General features: G+C 44.8%; 13 protein-coding genes and 1 tRNA gene. 7 read left to right on the top strand and 7 right to left on the bottom strand.

Annotated features, from left to right (window positions below):
* The first annotated feature begins 214 nt into the window (after positions 1-214).
* Complete coding sequence (epsA, locus tag VGD82_RS03195; RefSeq protein WP_331019012.1) at positions 215-1,036, top strand: XrtB/PEP-CTERM-associated transcriptional regulator EpsA; 822 nt, start codon at positions 215-217, stop codon at positions 1,034-1,036.
* Between the two features lie 146 nt (positions 1,037-1,182).
* Here epsA and VGD82_RS03200 read toward each other — a convergent pair.
* Positions 1,183-1,267 (bottom strand) — tRNA-Leu (locus VGD82_RS03200).
* Between the two features lie 65 nt (positions 1,268-1,332).
* Between VGD82_RS03200 and rnr the strand changes: the two genes are divergently transcribed.
* Both rnr and rlmB read left to right on the top strand, forming a co-directional pair.
* Positions 1,333-3,825, top strand: a complete 2,493-nt coding sequence (gene rnr / locus VGD82_RS03205; protein WP_331019013.1) for a ribonuclease R — start codon at positions 1,333-1,335, stop codon at positions 3,823-3,825.
* The gene (rlmB, locus tag VGD82_RS03210) at positions 3,822-4,574 is read left to right on the top strand and encodes a 23S rRNA (guanosine(2251)-2'-O)-methyltransferase RlmB (protein WP_331019014.1); all 753 of its coding nucleotides are present in this window, start codon (positions 3,822-3,824) and stop codon (positions 4,572-4,574) included. Before rnr ends, rlmB begins: the two co-directional genes overlap by 4 nt.
* A gap of 122 nt (positions 4,575-4,696) precedes the next feature.
* Here the strand turns inward: rlmB and mqo are convergent, their stop codons facing one another.
* From mqo to VGD82_RS03240, 6 genes are all read right to left on the bottom strand, one after another.
* Complete coding sequence (gene mqo, locus VGD82_RS03215; RefSeq protein WP_331019015.1) at positions 4,697-6,178, bottom strand: malate dehydrogenase (quinone); 1,482 nt, start codon at positions 6,176-6,178, stop codon at positions 4,697-4,699.
* 46 nt (positions 6,179-6,224) lie between these two features.
* Entirely contained in the window at positions 6,225-7,865 is a 1,641-nt protein-coding gene (locus VGD82_RS03220) for a cytochrome c3 family protein (RefSeq protein ID WP_331019016.1), read from the bottom strand.
* An 87-nt stretch (positions 7,866-7,952) separates the two neighbouring features.
* On the bottom strand, positions 7,953-8,783 hold the full coding sequence (locus VGD82_RS03225) for a hypothetical protein (RefSeq protein WP_331019017.1): 831 nt from the start codon (positions 8,781-8,783) through the stop codon (positions 7,953-7,955).
* A gap of 12 nt (positions 8,784-8,795) precedes the next feature.
* On the bottom strand, positions 8,796-11,270 hold the full coding sequence (locus VGD82_RS03230; RefSeq protein ID WP_331019018.1) for a cyclic nucleotide-binding domain-containing protein: 2,475 nt from the start codon (positions 11,268-11,270) through the stop codon (positions 8,796-8,798).
* Positions 11,271-11,337: 67 nt separating this feature from the next.
* Positions 11,338-12,174 (bottom strand): sulfite exporter TauE/SafE family protein, encoded by an 837-nt coding sequence (locus tag VGD82_RS03235; RefSeq protein ID WP_331019019.1) that lies wholly within the window; start codon positions 12,172-12,174, stop codon positions 11,338-11,340.
* 35 nt (positions 12,175-12,209) lie between these two features.
* Positions 12,210-16,199: an EAL domain-containing protein gene (locus VGD82_RS03240; protein WP_331019020.1), complete on the bottom strand. Its 3,990-nt coding sequence runs from the start codon at positions 16,197-16,199 to the stop codon at positions 12,210-12,212.
* Positions 16,200-16,453: 254 nt separating this feature from the next.
* On the opposite strand from VGD82_RS03240, the gene VGD82_RS03245 reads away from it, so the two are divergent.
* The 4 genes from VGD82_RS03245 to VGD82_RS03260 all read left to right on the top strand — a co-directional run bounded on the left by VGD82_RS03245 (position 16,454) and on the right by VGD82_RS03260 (position 19,247).
* Positions 16,454-16,879, top strand: a complete 426-nt coding sequence (locus VGD82_RS03245; RefSeq protein WP_331019021.1) for a cytochrome c — start codon at positions 16,454-16,456, stop codon at positions 16,877-16,879.
* A gap of 24 nt (positions 16,880-16,903) precedes the next feature.
* Entirely contained in the window at positions 16,904-18,277 is a 1,374-nt protein-coding gene (locus tag VGD82_RS03250; RefSeq protein WP_331019022.1) for a cbb3-type cytochrome c oxidase subunit I, read from the top strand.
* Between the two features lie 107 nt (positions 18,278-18,384).
* On the top strand, positions 18,385-18,984 hold the full coding sequence (locus VGD82_RS03255) for a cytochrome c oxidase subunit 3 family protein (RefSeq protein WP_331019023.1): 600 nt from the start codon (positions 18,385-18,387) through the stop codon (positions 18,982-18,984).
* Positions 18,985-18,986: 2 nt separating this feature from the next.
* Positions 18,987-19,247, top strand: a complete 261-nt coding sequence (locus VGD82_RS03260; RefSeq protein WP_331019024.1) for a cytochrome C oxidase subunit IV family protein — start codon at positions 18,987-18,989, stop codon at positions 19,245-19,247.

Below are 19,247 nucleotides of genomic sequence, written 5' to 3' on the forward strand. Positions count from 1 at the left end.
TGTCATATTTTAGACATCCCTATCATTCACCCGCGTTCACCCTTTTTGTGCTAAATGTGTTGTGATTTTGACACTACAGTTGGCATCATAACAACACTTACTACTTTTAAAGATATAATCTATATAACTCATTGATTTTTAATGGTTTGATTCTTGGCATCTAATTTGCAATCTTATTTACATGAGCAAAATGCTCATGAATAGGTGCCAAATCATGAAAAAAGAATCTATCAATCAATATGTAAACGTAGCGACGGCTGTTATACAGCGTTCGCATCAGATTAAAACTCACTTAGATTATTTTGTATGGTTACAAAATAGTGTTGCAGAGCTTATTCCACACGACATGCTACTTACTGCTTGGGGTGATCTCAGGCAGCAGCAAGATGGCCAGTTACACTATGATGCGGCCTCTAACCTAAAAGATCTTAGAACATCGGGCATTATTGATGCATCAGATCGCGTAGGTGAATTTTTAGGTGATGTATACACATATTGGATTGCATCCGGCAGTGATTGTTTTGTTATTGATGCAGTGGGTCAAAACGCAATCTTCCAGAAAATTAAAACAGTATTCCCTGATCAATTGCATGAGATTAACTCTCTACTTGTATATGCCGTTAAAGACCAAAGAAGCGGTGAGGAATGTTTATACGTATTCTTTAGTAAAGAATATAAGCTAGAAATCAGTGTGCAGATGATGGATTTCATCATGCCGCATATTGATTATATTTTGCGTAAAATTAAACCACTTGAGCAGTTAGATGCGCTGGCAACGACTGATGGCGTCAGTTTATCGAGTTTGAGTGAACGCGAGATTGAGGTGATAACTTGGATTAAAGCGGGTAAAACTAACCAAGAAATTGGCATGATACTGAGCATTAGCCAAAATACAGTAAAAAGCCACCTGAAAAGAATTTTTCAGAAGTTAAATATTGGGCGCAGGGCACAGGCTGTGGCGTTGTTGGCAAATGTGCCTGCAACTAAACTGAAGCAACTGCAAGTGCAGCAGGGTGCGCATTCGGCTTACAACTAAAAGTCTACTTGACCGGCGTGATTGATTGAATCTTTTGATTCTTTGTTGATTTCACGCCCCAATCATCATTGTTAGCGTTACAATGTGGCATGATTGTAATGATTAGATTGCAAGCCCAACAGCGGCTTGTGGTTGGATAAATACGATGGTGCCCAGAAGAGAACTCGAATCTCCACATCTTTCGATACTAGTACCTGAAACTAGCGCGTCTACCAATTCCGCCATCTGGGCATTTGCTACCATAAATACTTAGCAAATCAAGGCGTTGAATTTTATATTAAAGGTAAGCTTTGTCAATGACAAACCATAAAAATACTCACAAAAGTAAAAGAAGTAATGACCCTCATGCAGCGCGTGAGGCCAGCCGCTACGAAACTCCGCTCCCTAGCCGTGAACTGATTCTTAGCACAATGAGCGATCAAGGTGTGCCATTAAGTGTGGAGCAATTGTACTTGCTGCTGGACATCAGTGATGCTGAGCGCGAAGTTTTTAATAGACGACTAAATGCGATGGAGCGTGAAGGTCAGATTATTAAAAATAGAAAAGGTGCGCTTTGTATTGCCGATAAGTTGGATTTAATCGCCGGTGTTATTCAAGGTCACCCTGATGGTTTTGGTTTTTTGATTCCAGATGATAAAACCAAGAGCGAAGATTTATTCTTAAGCCCTAAAGAGATGTCGCAAGTAATGCATGGTGACCGTGCCATGGTGCGCATGAGTGGCTTGGATAGAAGGGGTCGTCCTGAAGGCAAAATTGTAGAGGTGCTGGAACGTAGAACACAACGCTTAGTCGGACGTGTAATTCGCACAGCTGGTGTGACAATTGTAGCTGCGGAAGATAAGCGCATTAACTTGGATATCTTGATTCCCTATCATTTAGATATGCAGGCTAAGCCTGGTCAAGTAGTGATGGTAGAGCTCACAGAGCAGCCTTCGTCTCATGCGCAGCCTATGGGTAAGGTAGTTGAAATTTTGGGTAATTATGCTGATAGTGGCATGGAGATTGAAATTGCATTACGTAAGCATAATCTGCCGTATCAGTTTACCGCAGAGGCTATCAGCTTAGCCGAGTCTTACCCTAAGCTAGTGCAGCCAGAAGATTACAAAGGCCGTATTGATTGCCGAGAAATGCCATTGATTACGATTGATGGCGAAACAGCACGTGACTTCGATGATGCGGTTTATGCCGAGCCTCATGGTAAGGGCTGGCGTTTAGTAGTGGCAATTGCGGATGTTAGCTTCTATGTAAAGCCGCATGATGCATTAGATAAAGGTGCGCTGGAGCGTGGCAATTCAGTTTACTTCCCACGTCGTGTAATTCCTATGCTGCCTGAAGCCTTGTCGAATGGCTTGTGCTCACTTAATCCGGATGTAGAACGCCTATGTATGATTTGCGATATGCAGTTGGATGGTGCAGGTATTGTAAAACAGTATAAGTTTTACCCATCTGTGATGCGATCAAAAGCACGCATGACTTACAACAAAGTGTTTGAAATACTGCAAAACCCGGAAGGGGAGCTGGCGCAGGAATACACTTGGTTAATGCCACATTTACAGCATTTGAATAGTGTGTATCAGTTATTACAGGCGCAGCGCGAAAAACGTGGCGCGATTGAATTTGAGTCTTCTGAGACCATTATGATCTTTAATGATCAAGGCAAGATTGAACGTATTGAACCTAGTACACGTAATGAAGCACATAAGCTGATTGAGGAGTGCATGCTTGCAGCAAATGTGTGTGCTGCTGAGTTCCTGAAGAAACATGAACATCCTGCGTTGTACCGCATACACGAAGGCCCAACCCCTGAAAAACTAGAGCTTTTGCGTACATTTATGGGCGAGTTTGGTTTTGGCGTGGGTGGTGGTGATTCTCCGCATGCTAAAGACTATGGCAAGCTGTTAGCGCGTATTAAAGACCGCCCAGATGCTCAGCTGTTGCAAACAGTACTATTGCGCTCAATGCAGCAGGCGGTGTACAGCCCAGACAATGTTGGTCACTTTGGTTTGGCTTATGAGGCGTATGCGCACTTTACCTCTCCGATTCGTCGTTATCCGGATTTATTGATTCATCGTGCAATTAAAGCGGTGCTGAATGGAGAGCGCTACAAAGCTGGAGATTGGAATAGCTTGGGTGAACAGTGCTCAATGACTGAGCGCCGTGCAGATGACGCTACACGTGATGTGACTAATTGGCTGAAATGCTTTTATATGCAAGACAAGATTGGTGAAGTGTTTGAAGGCACTGTTGCCGGTGTGACTAGCTTTGGCTTATTTGTGGCATTAGATGGCGTATATGTTGAAGGTTTGTTACACGTAACAGAGTTAGGTAATGATTATTTTATCTATGACAAAGCGCGCCATGAGATGGCTGGCGAGCGTACTGGTGTGCGTTATCGTTTGGGTGATCGGTTAACCATTAAAGTTGTGCGCGTGGATTTAGAAACTACGAAGATAGATTTTACTTTAGTGAATAAAAACAACGAATTAGATGGTGAATCTAATGTTTCTTCAAAAGTAAGCGTTGGCGTGAATAAATCAAGTGCTCGTACGCAATCTGCTGTAAAATCCAGTCCTAAATTTGAAGGGGCAGGTGCACAAAGCCCAAAAGCTGATAATGTGAAATTTGGCGATCCGTTTGGTAAAAAGCCTAAGCGTGGTCCTAAAGTAGGTTTTTCGGATAAACCTGAGAGTGCATCTAAAGCCACACCTAAACCAAAAAATAAAACTAAAACCAGTAAACCCAAAAAAGTGGCAAGTAAAGCAGCTACAAAACGTAAGGTAAAAAAATGAGTGACGCCCGTATTTTATTTGGCTTTCATGCAGTATTAAGCCGATTGCGCCAGCACAGTGCTAGCGTACAAGAGATTTTAATTGACCGTGACCGTATTGATGCACGTATGAAAGACTTGCTGAGCATGGCAGAAGCATCTGGCGTGCGCACAATGCAAGTTGAGCGCAGCCGTCTGGATGGTATGGCAGGGCTGAACGGTCGCCATCAGGGTGTGATTGCTCGCGTTGTGGATACACCAATCCCATACAAAGATATTCATGATATTTTAGAATCAGATTTATCTGAACCTGCATTCTTTTTGATTTTAGATGGCGTAGAAGACCCGCATAACTTAGGTGCTTGTTTACGTGTGGCTGATGCCATGGGTGTACATGCGGTAATTGCGCCTAAAGATAGAGCGGCAGGGCTTAATGCTACCGTGCGTAAAGTGGCCTGTGGCGCAGCTGAAACGGTGCCTTTTATTGCAGTAACCAATCTTGCTAGAACGATTCGTGAATTAAAAGAGGCTGGTGTGTTTGTGGTTGGTACTACAATGGATGCGCCTAGCACTCTATTAAACACTAAGTTGAATGGCCCAATTGCTGTTGTTTTAGGTGCAGAGGGTGACGGCATGCGTCGTTTGACTGCAGAAACATGCGATGCGCTGATGACGATTCCAATGTTTGGTTCTGTGCAGAGCTTGAACGTGAGCGTGGCGAGCGGTATTTGCCTGTATGAAGTAAGGCGCCAAAGAAGTTTAGCCGGCTAACACTAGATTGCTATACCTTGTATAGCGCATGACATAAAGCAACAGGGCTGTGATTAGGTAATCACAGCCCTGTTGCTTTTTTTTGTTAAGTATTTTGTAAAAACCTTCGATTTGCGCTTAGGTTAGCGTAAATCCAGCACTTGTAAGGTACGGTTACGTACTTGTGCTAACAACTGACTATCATCGATTAATGACTCACCATAGCTGGGGATTAATGCTTTAATTCTGCTGTGCCATTGCTCGGTTTTAATTTTTTCTGAAAAGCAGCGTTCGATGACATTAATCATTGCCTGAACCGAGACTGAAGCCCCTGGTGAAGCACCTAATAGCCCAGCAATGCTGCCATCTTTTGCGGCAACGATTTCTGTACCGAACTCTAGTTTCCCGCCTTTTTCATCACATTGCTTGATAATTTGTACACGCTTGCCTGCGCTTTCTAAGTGCCAATCTGCATCAGCGGCTAGCGGGTAAAACTCGCGCAGGGTAGTGACGCGTGATGAATGCTTTTGCAGCGCTTCACCAATCAAATAACGCGTCAAATCCATATTGTGTCTGCCAGCACCTAGTAAAGACTTTAAATTGTTAGGTTTAACAGACTTGAATAAATCTAGATAAGAGCCTTTTTTCAAAAACTTGGTGGTAAACCCTGCATATGGCCCAAATAGTAAGGCTGGTTTACCGTTGATAATGCGTGTGTCTAAATGTGGGACTGACATCGGTGGCGCGCCAATTGCGGCTTTGCCGTATACCTTGCTGTTATGTTGCTTAATGATTTCAGGATTGTTGCATACTAGCCATTGGCCACTTACTGGAAAACCGCCGTAACCTTGGCTTTCTGGGATGCCTGATTTTTGCAGTAGCTTTAATGCACCGCCACCAGCACCTAGAAACACAAAGCCTGCTTCAATTTTTTTGTGTTTCTTGGTGCTGAGGTCTTTGATGTTGACTAGCCAGCGGCCGTTATCTAACTGTTTAAGGCCCGTTACTTCAGTGCTGACATTTAATTGGAAGTTGGGTGCTTGCTGTAAGTGTTTAACCAGCTCACGTGTGAGTGAGCCAAAATCAACATCTGAACCATAGCTGACGCGGGTTGCCGCGACTTTTTCATCGTCTGTACGTTGTTGCATCATCAGTGGCATCCACTCTGTGAGTTGTGCTACGTTATCACTGAACTCCATGTCCTTAAATAACGGATGCTCCTGCAACTGGCGGTGGCGTTTGCGTAAAAACGCTACATTTTCTTCGCCCCAGACAAAACTAAGGTGGGGTGTTTTATTAATAAACTTGGCAGGTTCTGGCAGTGCATTTTTTTCTACCAAGCTTGCCCATAACTGTAATGAGACTTCAAAAGAGGCATTGATTGCCAGTGCACGATTAATGCTGATATTGCCAGCATCATCTATTGGCGTGTAGTTTAACTCGCAATAGCCAGCATGGCCCGTACCGGCGTTGTTCCAGGCATCTGTACTTTCAGTTGCAATCGAAGGCAGGCGTTCTACCATCATCATGTGCATTGATGGGTCTAGCTCATTGAGTAATGTGGCTAAAGTCGCACTCATGACGCCGCCACCTACCAGAAGTACATCTACTTTTTCTACAGTCATAATTATTTAAGAATAATAAGTTTAAATTTTGTGTTAATACCTACGGCTATTTGCTGCCGTTAGGTAATGCGTTTAAGTGATCTATATCTTTGGAATCAACTTTAGCGCCGGTAATGAGATCATAACCTTGGTGTGCATTATGGAAGGTATGGCAAGACATGCAACTACTTGCAATCCGCTTATGTTTTTGTGTGTTGCCTGAATGGCAGAGTAAACAAGACTGCCGGTCGGGGATCGCAACATCTGCGCTAGTCATTGAGTCTTCCACCTTATGACAGGTGTTGCATTGCTGTGTTCTATGTGCCGCATGGTTAAACTGGGCCTTGCTGAGCCAGTCATTGTTCAGATGCAAGGGGGCAGTTTTCCAAGGCATTTTATCGCCTTGTTGGGTTTTCTGTACTTCATGACAATATGCGCAGCCACTGTTTTTGAGCTGATCTGAATAGCGGTCAAACTCTTTTGGTGCGTATAGCTTGAGTGAGTTGAACATGTTTTGCTCATCGCCATGTGGTAAGGTCAGCTTGTTGTCTTTAGGGCCAATTTGCAGCTCACCTGTATGGCAGGTGCTACAGTTGTTTTTGTAAGAGAGCGCTTTAAAGCGCATTTCTTTACCTTCGGCCTGATGGCAGCTGGTGCAGGCAAGCTCACGTACATCCCAAATCCCATTAGGGCCTTGTACTTTTCCAACATGTTGATTATGCGGGAATTTTAACCCTGAGTTCTCTATGAGTTTAGCCTTGTCTGATTGCGGTATGCGCACTACATCTTTGACGTTTGGTCCGGTTTTAAAGCTCAGCTTAAAATCAGGGTGCTGTTTCTCAAAGTCACGGATATTCGGGAGTTTGGTCTCTCGGTCTATGGTTCTGATTGCACCATGACATTTAATGCACATATTGTTATCTTGACGCGCTAGTGGATGCGGTGCTTTGTGCTCTTGGTGACACTCTGCGCAGCGCATGCTGCCAACAAAGCGGTGTGCGGCTTTGAGTGAACGTTTTTGCAGTTCAGGGTCTGCAATGTGAGGTGCCGTGTCCTGATGGCAGTGGACACAGGCTTGATCTGATACTTTTTTGAGCGGTGCCTGATGGCAGTTAAAGCATTGTGAGCCAAAGTGACGATGCGCAGTTGAGATGCGGCCAGGGCTCCATATACGGTCAAAGCCGAAGGGGAGTGTGGACATGGACGTTTGCAGCGGTGGTATTAAGTTTTGCGCGAGAGGTAATAGCAAAAATGTTAAGGCAATCAGTGCTGCCAGCCACATGGATAAACGCCATTTGAATTTAAAAGCATTAGGCAAAGGGTCATGCGTGCGTGCTTTCAGGTCTTGGTAATCATCAGGCAGCGGTTGTGTGAGCGTGAGGGATATTGATAAATTAACATCAGGAGGCGCAGGTTCTACATTGAGCTGATATGGGCCTATCATGATCTTTTTGCCGGGAGTGAGCTTGACGTTTTGCAGCATCGCACCCTCAACCTCAACTTCACCATTCAGGCTGACAATGTAAATGTGGCCATCTTCTAACTCTTTAATCACGGCGTGATGCATGGCAATGCGCGGGTCCGCAAGGTGAACTGTGCACTCTGCGCCACGGCCAATCATTAACTCTGTTGCATGGATAGTACGATAATTGCGTACCGGTAGCCCGCGCGAGTTAGTGGTGATTTTTATTAACAAACAATTAATCATAAAGAGTTCTATTCATCTGTTTTTGCTTTGCCCGGCATTATTTTTGTTATTTCAAATGCATTTAGATGGGTAGTGTTAAGTTTGCCATTACCAGTAAACAAATACTGCAACAATATGTGCGAGCATGGCGACTAATAAACCTACGGTAAACGGCACATGCAAGTATAGCCATATACCAAGTCTGGCGCGGTACATAAGGTCTTGGCGTGCGCGTCTTACTAATGATTCACGGCGTACCATAATTGAATATAGTTCGCGGTATAGTTTACGTTGGTCTACTGCTAAATCCTTTCCTAATGCCGTGAGCTCTTGCACGGCTTTTGCAGAAGGGCAGTTGGGCTGAAAGCCGCTCAGTTGATCAATTAAGCTCAGGCCAATGGAGGTTTCACGGCATGCACGCAGTACAGTGTTGTTAATTTCATCCGGCATCAGCAGTGCAATCTTACGTGCTAGCTTATCAGCCTCTGCAATTCTTAATAGCAGGCCATCTAAGCTGTCCTCTCCCATGTTTTCTGTCATCTTGCGTGGGTAAATCATGTAGGTGTAATTACCAAAAAAACCACTGGCAACTACGATGAGCAGCAGGGTATAAGCTAGGGTGTGAACATCTAGCCCAAAATTAAAGCCGCTGTGCAGGGTGACAATAAAGGTGAGTGCAGTGCCTAGGTAGATATGGGCGGATAGCCAGCCTTGAGTGGCCCCAGTACCGCGGTAGCGTCGTTTTCTGATGCCATACCATGTCATCCATAACACCATGCATGCAGAGATGGTGCCTAATGTATAACCTAACCAGCTACCGCCGTAATGACCGACCGCGGGTTCAAAAAACAAAAAAGCAGCTAATGCAATTAAGATAACTACGACCGCTATTTTGAAGTAGCGATAGTTTTTATAGTCAAACATATTGCTTTGTTGCATTAAGCGTTCCCTCTATGCATCATCAAACCCTAGTATGTGGTGTTCGTCCGCGACGTTGTTACTTGCATAGCCTAAAAGCTGCTCTGGGTTTACCCGCAAGGCAGCGCCAACCGGACAGGCGCGCACGCATACCGGCCCATCGGCAATATCTTTACACATGTCACACTTAACTGCGACTTTGGTATTGTTTGTAGAGGCAACCTGCTTAGGTTGAATCCCTAATAGCATTTGCCATAAACTCTGCTCTGGCTGGTCTTGAATCACTGCCATTTGAATCACATCGTATGGGCAGTTTTGCTGGCAGTTGCCGCAGCCAATGCAGCTATCATCGATATAAACTTCGCCATGCGGTGCACGATGGATAGCGTCTGGCGGGCAATCCTTCATGCAATGGGGGTGTTCACAATGGCGGCAAGAGGTAGGGACGCGAATGTTGGCGTAAATAGGGCCTGTGTCGCGGTCTAACCGTGTTGCGCCGCCATGCGTGTCTGCACATGCCTGCTCGCAATGGTTGCAGCGCACGCAGAGTGATTCATCAATCAATAAAACGTCCGTTGCTTCACCCACACCTTGCTGGATCAAAAATGAGATGAGGCTGGACTGCGCAGATTGATTTGAAAAACCACTGCTGCTATCTGAAGAAGTTTCTAATTGCTGCCTTTTTTCCTGCTCTTGCAGATGTTGTAAGTAACGAGCATCTAATGATGAACGCACTTCAGGATTGCGTGCGATGATGCCTTGCATGCGTCCTACATCAATCAAAATTGCCTCAGTTGCAATAGCTGCTCGCACTGTAGCATAACGGGGTTCACCGGAGATCAGTGACATTTCACCCACATAATTGCCAGCTGCTACATAGAATAAAACTACCTCGCGGCCTGTCATCATGCGTGAAACTGTGACGGAGCCACGTCGAATCAGGTACAGTCCGTCTGCTTCATCGCCTTCATGAAACAACTCTTCACCTGCAGCGTATTGTTTAATCACCGCATGTGTTGCTAAGTCGTTGAGATCATCTTCACTTAACGATAGGCCAATGCATGCATGTACGATACGCTTGATTGCGACTTCATCCAGCGTTCTGCGCATTGCCTGCACTGAGTTGATAAGCTTCAAGATAACACGGCGCGGCGTTTCAATCAGCGCGCACGAGGTTGTTGCCCTCACTGTGGCAATTCTACGCCGCCCAGATAAAAGTCCCATTTCACCAAAAAACTCACCGCTTTTGAACGAGTCATCTGCAATATCATCTTCATCGATGAACATTTCAAGTTCACCTTCGATGACAAAAAAGAAGGAGGTGCTGTAGTCGTTACGCTCAAAGATAATATCGCCGGGTGCCGGCAGTAAAATATTGCTTTCCAGAATCAGCTCTCTTAATTGCAAAGAGTTGAGTAGGCGCAATAAAGGCACGCTTCGTTGAATTTTATCCAGCACATCTTCAATACCGCGGTCAGAGCAAAAGCTGGCAAACTTTTCACGCAGTAGCGCTGTATCCGCTGCTTCAACCGGGTTGCCTATAATGTGCTCAATGACTTCGTAGCCTTGGTTAATGCCCTGTTTAATTAATGGGTAACCGGCAAGCGCACCTATGATGTATAAGCCAGGCACATTAGATTCGTAACGTGGTGTCAATACGGGCAGGGCGGCTAAGTCTGCGGTAGGGAACGCGACGCCAAAGCTCTCCAGCAAAGGTCTGGATGGGAGTGCACCAAGACGTGCAATAATCCGATGGCAGGGGATGCGTTCTATCCCCTTGGGTGTCTCCGCAAACAATGTAACGGGGAACTCGCCTTTAGTATTAGCTTCAATTGATTGCGGCCGGGTTTCTAATAACCAGTCTAGGGCGCCTCTTTGTCTTGCTTCTGTAAGTTGTGTAAGGTTGCTTTCCTTACAATTACTAAAGTCTTCGGCACGGTTTAATACAATCACTTGATTGCGCCCGGTCAACGCTAGCGCATTTTCTACACCGGTATCACCACCACCAATAACAACGATTGTTTCATTTTGGTAGGCTTCTGGGTCATCTAACTGGTACTGTACCTGCGGTAGGTCGCCACCGGGGATTTCCAGTTTACGTAAGTTGCCTTGTACGCCAATGGCTAAGATGACATGGTCGGCAGTAAATAGGCTACCGTCACCAAGTTCAACCTTTAAAGCCTCTGGTTTTTTGCCAGCTACATCACGTGTAATTGCAACAACCTTTGAGTTGTAGCGAATATTGATTTGGTAGTCGGCAATCACGTTTTCCCATGAGTTGAGTACAGACTCACGCAGTGACGCCGCAAATGGTAGTGGGCTACGTAACGGCAAGCCGCGTGGCTCCGCCATCACTAATTTACGGCGCTGGTAATTACGTATGGTATTAGCGGCTGCTTCGGTTGCTTCTAATAGCAGATAGGAAAGCTTTTGCTCAGCCGCACGTGCCGCTGCAGATAGGCCACTGGGGCCCGCACCGATAATAATGACGTCAAAGTGATTGCGCATGAAAACGTTAGCAAAAGCAATAATATGAGATATAGATTATATGCCAAAACAGGCGGCAGGATTGGCGTTAAAAATTGCAACACGGCAATAATTGCAAGTTCCAAAGCATTTTCAGGCTTAATGTTGCCAGTAGTAATGCAAAGATCTTTTTAAGCGTAGTAACTGGCAATTTTTGCGTCAGGTTAGCGCCGATGGGTGCAGTAAAGAAACTAGTGATGGAAATAACCAAAACCGCAGGCAAATTAATAAAACCGTAAGTAAACGGAATTGGTGCTGCATGAGACCATCCGCTTAAGAGATAACCAACGCTGCCTGCAATGGATAACGGGAAGCCAATGGCCGCTGATGTGCCAATGGCTTTTTTGATATCAACCTTGCGCCAAGTAAGGTAGGGTACGGTAATTGAGCCACCACCGATAGAAACAATCGCAGAGATAGAGCCAATACCGATAGATGCCAGCACAAGCTCAACTCTGTTGATTGCGTGGTGTGTACTGGTGCTGGTGTGTTGGCCTGATTTTGAATTAGAGAACATTTGAATGGCTACGTAGCCCATGAAGCAGGCGAAAAATATGGCTAATGCTTTTGAGCTAATCATTGATGCAATAAAAGTGGCTGAGAAAGTACCTAACACTACCCCTAATACCATGAGCTTAACCAGCGGCCAAACCACGGCACCATTGGCATGATGAGCACGCAGGCTTGATAAAGAGGTCACCATGATGCATGCCATTGATGTGCCCAAGGCTAAGTGTACGACTTGATCGGTAGGCACGTTTTGGCTTAAAAATATAGCAGTCAGCATTGGTACCATCACGCCGCCACCGCCAATACCCAATAGGCCAGCAGCTAAACCAACAAAGGCACCTAGTGCCAAAAAAGTTAAAATCAGATCAAAGTTCATGAGTATGCAGTATGTTTTAAGCTAGGGGAGTTTCGTTATTTATGGGCTAATAGTTTAGTCACTTCATCGCTAGGAATTGGCTTGCTGAAATAATACCCTTGAATTTCATCGCAGCCATGTTGGATTAAGAAGTTAAGTTGTTCTAGTGTTTCTACGCCTTCTGCAATGGTTTTAAAGCTCAGGCTTTTTGCCATGCTGATAATTGCAGTAATAATTGCTGCATCTTGAGGGTGGCTACCTATGCCGCGTACAAATGATTGATCAATCTTGAGTTTATCAATTTTGAATTTTTTCAAGTAGCTGAGTGAAGAATAACCGGTACCAAAATCATCGATAGAAAGTCTGACGCCTAGGGTATTGAGTTGGTTTAGAACATTTAATGTGCGTTCTGAATCCTCCATGGCGATACCTTCAGTCAGTTCTAGCTCCAGCATGCTAGGGTCAACCTTGGTATCCCTTAAAATCTGGCACACGCTGCCATAGAGCGTGTCTTGCTGGAACTGGACAACCGATAGATTAACCGCAACTGGCACAGCTTGCAAACCAGCCTCTTGCCAAGTGGCAAGCTGCTTCACGGCAGTACGTAGCACCCAGTCGCCAATTTCGGTAATTAAACCGCTTTCTTCTGCAATCGGTATAAACAGCGCAGGGGAGACCATGCCCCGCTCTGGGTGCTGCCAGCGGATGAGTGCTTCTAAACCAACAATCTCCGAGGTTTTGCTATCGTACTGCGGTTGGTAATACAGTAAAAACTCTTTATGTTCTATTGCGTTACGTAATTCACTTTCGAGCAGCAAAATATCGTGCGCCTGCTCATGCATCTGGAGCGCAAAGAATTGGAAATTATTGCGGCCTTCGTATTTTGCGCGATACAGTGCGGCATCAGCTGACTGGGATAGCTGTTCAAAATTTTCCCCATCTTGCGGGTAAGCTGCAATACCTATACTAGCCGTAAGTACGATTTTTTGGCTGTTAAAATTAAAAGGCTGGGCAACAATATCCAGTAATTTTTTTGCGACATGGGCAGCGCCTTCTGCATCGGTGTTTGGTAGCAGTAGGATAAACTCATCGCCACCTTGCCGGCATACCGTGTCTTCAGGGCGCATATAGCTTACCAAGCGCTGAGCAAGCTCTTTAACGACTTTGTCACCTACAGTCGGGCCGAGTGATTCGTTAATCAACTTAAAGCGGTCAAGATCCATAAACATTAGCGTCACTGCCGATTTTTGGCGCTTGGCAGCAGCGAGGGCAAGGGTTACTCTATCGTTTAGTAAACTCTTATTAGGCAGGTTAGTGAGTAGATCAAAATTGCTTAAGAACTGTATACGCTCTTCAGCCATTTTTCGGTCTGAAATGTCAGTGATAATGCCAATATGTTGTGAGACTTTGCCATCTGCATCTTTAATTGTGCTGATAGAAAGCCATTGGGTGTAAACGTCGCCATTTTTACGATGGTTAATGACTTCGCCTTGCCAATAACCCTTTGTGTGAACACTTTCCCACATTGCATGATAAAAAGACTCCGCTAAGTTGCCTGAAGCGAGCATGCGGGGGTTGTTGCCGATTGCTTCTTCAGGCTCGTAACCTGTAATTTTAGTAAATGCATTGTTGACGGAAACAATTTTATTGTCTTGGTCTGTAATTACAATGCCGTCACGGCTGGACTCAAACACCTTGGCATTGATGCGTAATTTTTCTTCCGCAGACAAACGCTCAGTGATATCAAGCCATGCACCTACAATTTCTAGTGGCTTGCCGTTAGTATCACGTACTAACATCAAGTGGTCTTCTATCCAAATGTAGCCACCGTTCGCATGTTTGAACCGATATTGATGGTTGAGTACCCCAGTTTCAAATAAGATTTTCTGAGACTCTAAAACCGAGGTTAAGTCTTCCGTGTGTACATGCTTCATCCAGAAGTCATTTTTAAACCACTTATCTTTTGCGTATCCGGTAATCTTGTAAATGTTTTCACTCATGAAATCAACGCTGAAAACACTATCTACATTTGGTTTTAATGTGTAAATCACGGCAGGGCTAAGATTTACTATTTGATTAATATGCTTATGCGCGTAATCAAGGTCTGCCATTAGTTTTTGTTTTTTCTGCTCTCTGTCAAAATTATCAAGAGCAAAACTAATGTCACTTGCCATTTCTTGCAGCAGGGCGATGGCTTCATCGTCAAAAGCATTGGCGCTTTCGTGATACACATTAAGTATAGCAAACGCTTTTTGGTCGCGCTGAATTGGGAAGCAAGCAGATGAGCCCAATCCGTAGCGTTTAGCTTTTTCATGCCAGAGGCTGGTTTGGGGATTAGTTAAGAAATCGTTAATAATCATGATTTGATTATTTCTTAATGCAGTACCTGTGGGGCCTTGACCTTCAGGCAGGTTGCCGTTGGCTGAAATAATCAGGCCGTCCGTATACTCGATGCCTTCGCCATGCACTGCTACCGGCAAAATCTGCTGACTTTCTTGGTCTAGCTGCCCGACCCAAGCCATTTTCATGCCACCAAAATTGACTGAGCAACGGCAAACAATCGAGAACAGTTCTTGATCATCGCCCATGCGTACAATCGCCTGGTTAACCTCACTGAGGGCTTGGTAAAGTTGAGTCAGATGTGAAATTCTGTTTTCAGCTAGCTTGCGTTCGGTTAAATCTCTAATGATGGCAAAGTAGTAGTTTTTGTCTAATTTCCTGCAATTAACTTCAGCGATAAATTGCGAGCCATCACCGCGCCGATATTGCCATTCACCCTTGGTAGGTTGGTCTGACATGAGGTTGGAGGTAAACTCTGGATGCTCAATTACGTTGCTGACTAATACATCGGGCAGCCGCATGTTGAGCAATGCGCTATGTTGATAACCTAACATGTTGACTGCAGCTAAATTGACCGAAATAAATTGGTGCTGATGATTGAGTACCAAAACGCCATCGCCGGCCTGATCGAAAAGTTTTTGATAGCGATTTTCTGCGCGCTGTCTGCTGCTTAATAAAAACCACGCTAAAAAGGCAGATAAAATAGTGAGTGTAGAGCCTAATAGTGCGACCAGGGTTGGTTTGCCATAAGGTAATATGCGCGCTTCAAAAGCTGGTGTCGTCTGGAATAAAAGTGTCCATTTGGTGCCGCCCACATCTAGGACCCTTGATACGGCCTGAGTCAGCACTCTCTGGTGAGAGTGTTGCGACACATTTTGATCCTGTGTGGACTTGTATAAAAACGATTGTTCACTAGTGTCGTTTCCCTGATAAATATTGATGCTGACGTCTTCATCAATTTCACCTTTAAACCCACTCATTAAATCATTCATGCGGAAGGGAACGTCTACCCAGCCTATGATGGCATTACGCCTGGCTTCCAAGCTGTTTAAGATGGCGTTTTTCTTATAGATGGGCAAATACATGACAAATGAATGCTGGTTGTTTTGACCTGCATCCTGACCCAGCGTCATGCGTTGAGAGATGCGAGCATCGTTTGCATCCCTTGCTTGCTCCAGCGCATTTAAGGCCGTAGGTAAGGTTAGTACGTCTAGTCCTAACACTTTAGCATTGGGTGGATCTAGAGGCTCAATCAAGGTGATTGGCGCATAACGCTGCCGCTCTCCCGCAGGTTTGATTTGATAGTTAGTCAGCCCGCGATTTATGACATGGGTGATATGAGCTTCTTTATTGATGTTATCGACCAGTTCTACGAGCGCTACGCCTCGTACACCGAATCTATCCCCTAAATTAAGTGATTTTATGTAAGTGTGGAATTCATTAGGCTTCACTATATCTGAGCCGTCAATAAAACCTTTAACACCGCGCATAATGACTAAAATTGCATTAAAACGGGCTTGAAGATTGCTAACGGTGACGTCTGCTGAGTCTTCTAGGGCTGAGCTTAGTTTTTGTAAATTGTCATTTCTCGCGTTTGACCAAAGCTGATACGTAATGACAGAACCAACTAATAATATAGTGCCGGTAAATAGCCACAAAATAGTTTTGTGCAGAGTCTGGCTAGTTGGTTTAGTGTTAATTTGCATTTAAATGATTAACTACCAATTGATTATTCTAGGTCAAGTTTACATGAAACAGATTGCAGGTGTAATGCATTTTTTATTGGCATTGAACTAATGATTGTCATTACCTGTGTGTTATATCTTATATAAGTATCTTTGGTGTATATTGCATAGGCAGGTTTATCCTAAGCAAAATTTGAACTTGACCCAAGTCAAGGATATATGAGTTTCAATGCTGTACATTCTTAACGTCATTTACATTAATGGGGGAGGACGCAATGGCAACAAGATTCACTAAATCCATGGCGCGTAATATTTTTATGGGGGGGGCGCTGTTTTTTTTCCTGCTTTTTCTTGCACTTACGTTTGATACTAATCAGAAATTACCCAAACGTGATAACAGCCAGAACCTAACAGCGTCGGTTATTCATGGTAAAAAGTTGTGGGAGACCAATAACTGTATCGGTTGCCATACCTTGCTAGGTGAGGGTGCTTATTTTGCACCGGAACTGGGCAATGTGTACAAACGCCGCGGGCCTGATTTTATTAAAGCATGGATTAAAGGTCAGCCTACTGGCATTCCTGGTAGAAGACAAATGCCACAGTTTAATTTCACGGATAAAGAGCTGGATGACTTGGTAGATTTTCTGAAATATACCTCAGAAATCAACACCAATAACTGGCCTCCAAACATCGAAGGTTAACCGTCACCATTACCAGGAGTTATTATGCAATATCAATCTCAGGCAGTGGCGAAGCCTTATTTTATCGCCGCAATTGCGCTATTTCTTGGCCAGATTATATTTGGCCTGATTATGGGCATGCAGTACGTAGTGGGAGATTTTCTGTTTCCTGCGATTCCTTTCAACGTTGCACGTATGGTGCATACCAACTTGCTTATCGTATGGCTGCTGTTTGGCTTTATGGGCGCAACTTATTACCTGATACCGGAAGAGTCCGAGACTGAGTTATTCAGTCCCAAGCTGGCAATCATCACGTTTTGGGTGTTTTTAGCGGCAGGTGCGGCAACTATACTTGGCTACCTGCTAGTGCCTTATGCCTCATTGGCAAAATTCACTGGTAATGATTTGTTGGCAACCATGGGGCGTGAGTTCTTGGAGCAGCCGCTGCCAACCAAGGTAGGTATCGTGATTGTGGTTCTGTCATTTATCTTTAACGTCATCATGACCATGCTAAAAGGCCGTAAAACTGCAATCAGCCTAGTGCTGGTATTGGGTTTGGTGGGTTTGGCAGTGTTTTTCCTGTTCTCGTTCTACAACCCCCACAATCTGGTGAAAGATAAATATTACTGGTGGTGGGTAGTGCATTTATGGGTAGAGGGCGTATGGGAGCTTATCCTTGGTGCGATTCTGGCATTTGTATTGATTAAAGTAACCGGTGTTGACCGCGAAGTGGTTGAGAAATGGCTATATGTGATTATCACCATGACACTGATTACCGGCATTATCGGTACTGGTCACCATTACTACTGGATAGGTGCACCTGCCTACTGGCAAGTGTGGGGTAGTGTGTTCTCTGCATTGGAGCCGATACCGTTCTTTATGTTGACTATCTTTGCTTTCAATATGGTGAATAAGCGTCGCCGCGAGCACCCTAACCAGGCTGCAATTTTATGGGCACTTGGTACCGGCGTGATGTCATTCTTGGGGGCAGGCGTATGGGGCTTTATGCATACACTCGCGCCAGTTAACTACTATACCCACGGTACGCAGCTCACGGCAGCGCATGGCCACATGGCATTTTACGGGGCTTATGCAATGGTTGTGCTGACCATTATTTCATACGCAATGCCTATACTGCGCGGCCGAGCTGCCAACAGTAACAAGGCACAGGTGGTAGAGATGTGGTCTTTCTGGCTAATGACAGTGGCGATGGTGTTTATCACCTTGTTCCTGACTGCGGCAGGTGTATTACAAACATGGCTGCAACGTATCTCAACAACACCAATGAGCTTTATGGCAACGCAGGATTCAGTGGCGATTTTCTACTGGATGCGTGAAGTAGCGGGTGTAGTGTTCCTGATTGGCTTGATTGCTTACATCACTAGCTTCTTGATTAAAGGTGAAACTAAAGCGAGCTAATACGCTAATTTTTAACAGCATTATTGTTACAACAGTGTAGGGCAAAAGAAGGAGGCTTGCCTCCTTCTTTTGGTTAAGCTGGTAAATCTGGCAGTTTGGGTCATCGCATGAATACAAATACAGCATTGATAAATGAGGACGGAAGTTTGCCGGCTGAAGATTTGCCCGGCGATTTTGCTATCTGGATATTTATACTTGCAGAAATGCTAGTGTTTGGCGTTATGTTTATCGTATACGCATTTGCGCGCGCCCATCAGTTGGAGGTGTTTAATGCGTCCCAGCTTACGTTGAACCGTGGCTTGGGTACCTTGAATACCATTATCCTGATTACCAGCAGTTACTTTGTTGTACGTTCTGTCGCTGCTATTAAAGTGAACGATGCTAGGCAATCTGCGGGCTGGCTACTTGGAGCGATGGCACTGGGTGCTATGTTTATTGTAGTCAAGCTATGGGAGTTTAACGAAAAATTCTCTGCAGGTATTACGCTAGAAACCAATGATTTTTATATGTATTACCTGACGCTAACGTCATTTCACCTGATGCATGTGCTGATGGGCATGATTATTCTAGGGTGTATCGTATTTAAGTTGAAACATGGTGACTATACTGCGGCTGAGTATTTTGGTGTGGAGACCGGTGCCTCGTTTTGGCACATGGTGGATTTGCTATGGATCGTACTTTTCCCGCTGGTTTATATCATCCACTAATCATGAACAAGCTAATTAACCATTTTCCTACACGCATCTGGCTAGTGCTGGTTGCGCTCACCATACTGACTTTTGTCATCGGCGAAGAAGTGGCACAAGGCCGCGCAGTGATGCTGAGTGTGCTGGCAATTGCCTTTATCAAAGGCCAGCTGATTGCTAATTATTTTATGGGGTTGCGCCACGTAAGCTGGCTTTGGCGCGGCATCATTATGGGTTATTTTGTGGTAGTGGGCGGCATGGTTGCCATTGCTTATTTATTGTAG

This window comes from Methylotenera sp., from assembly GCF_036401095.1.
Classification (GTDB): Bacteria; Pseudomonadota; Gammaproteobacteria; order Burkholderiales; family Methylophilaceae; genus Methylotenera.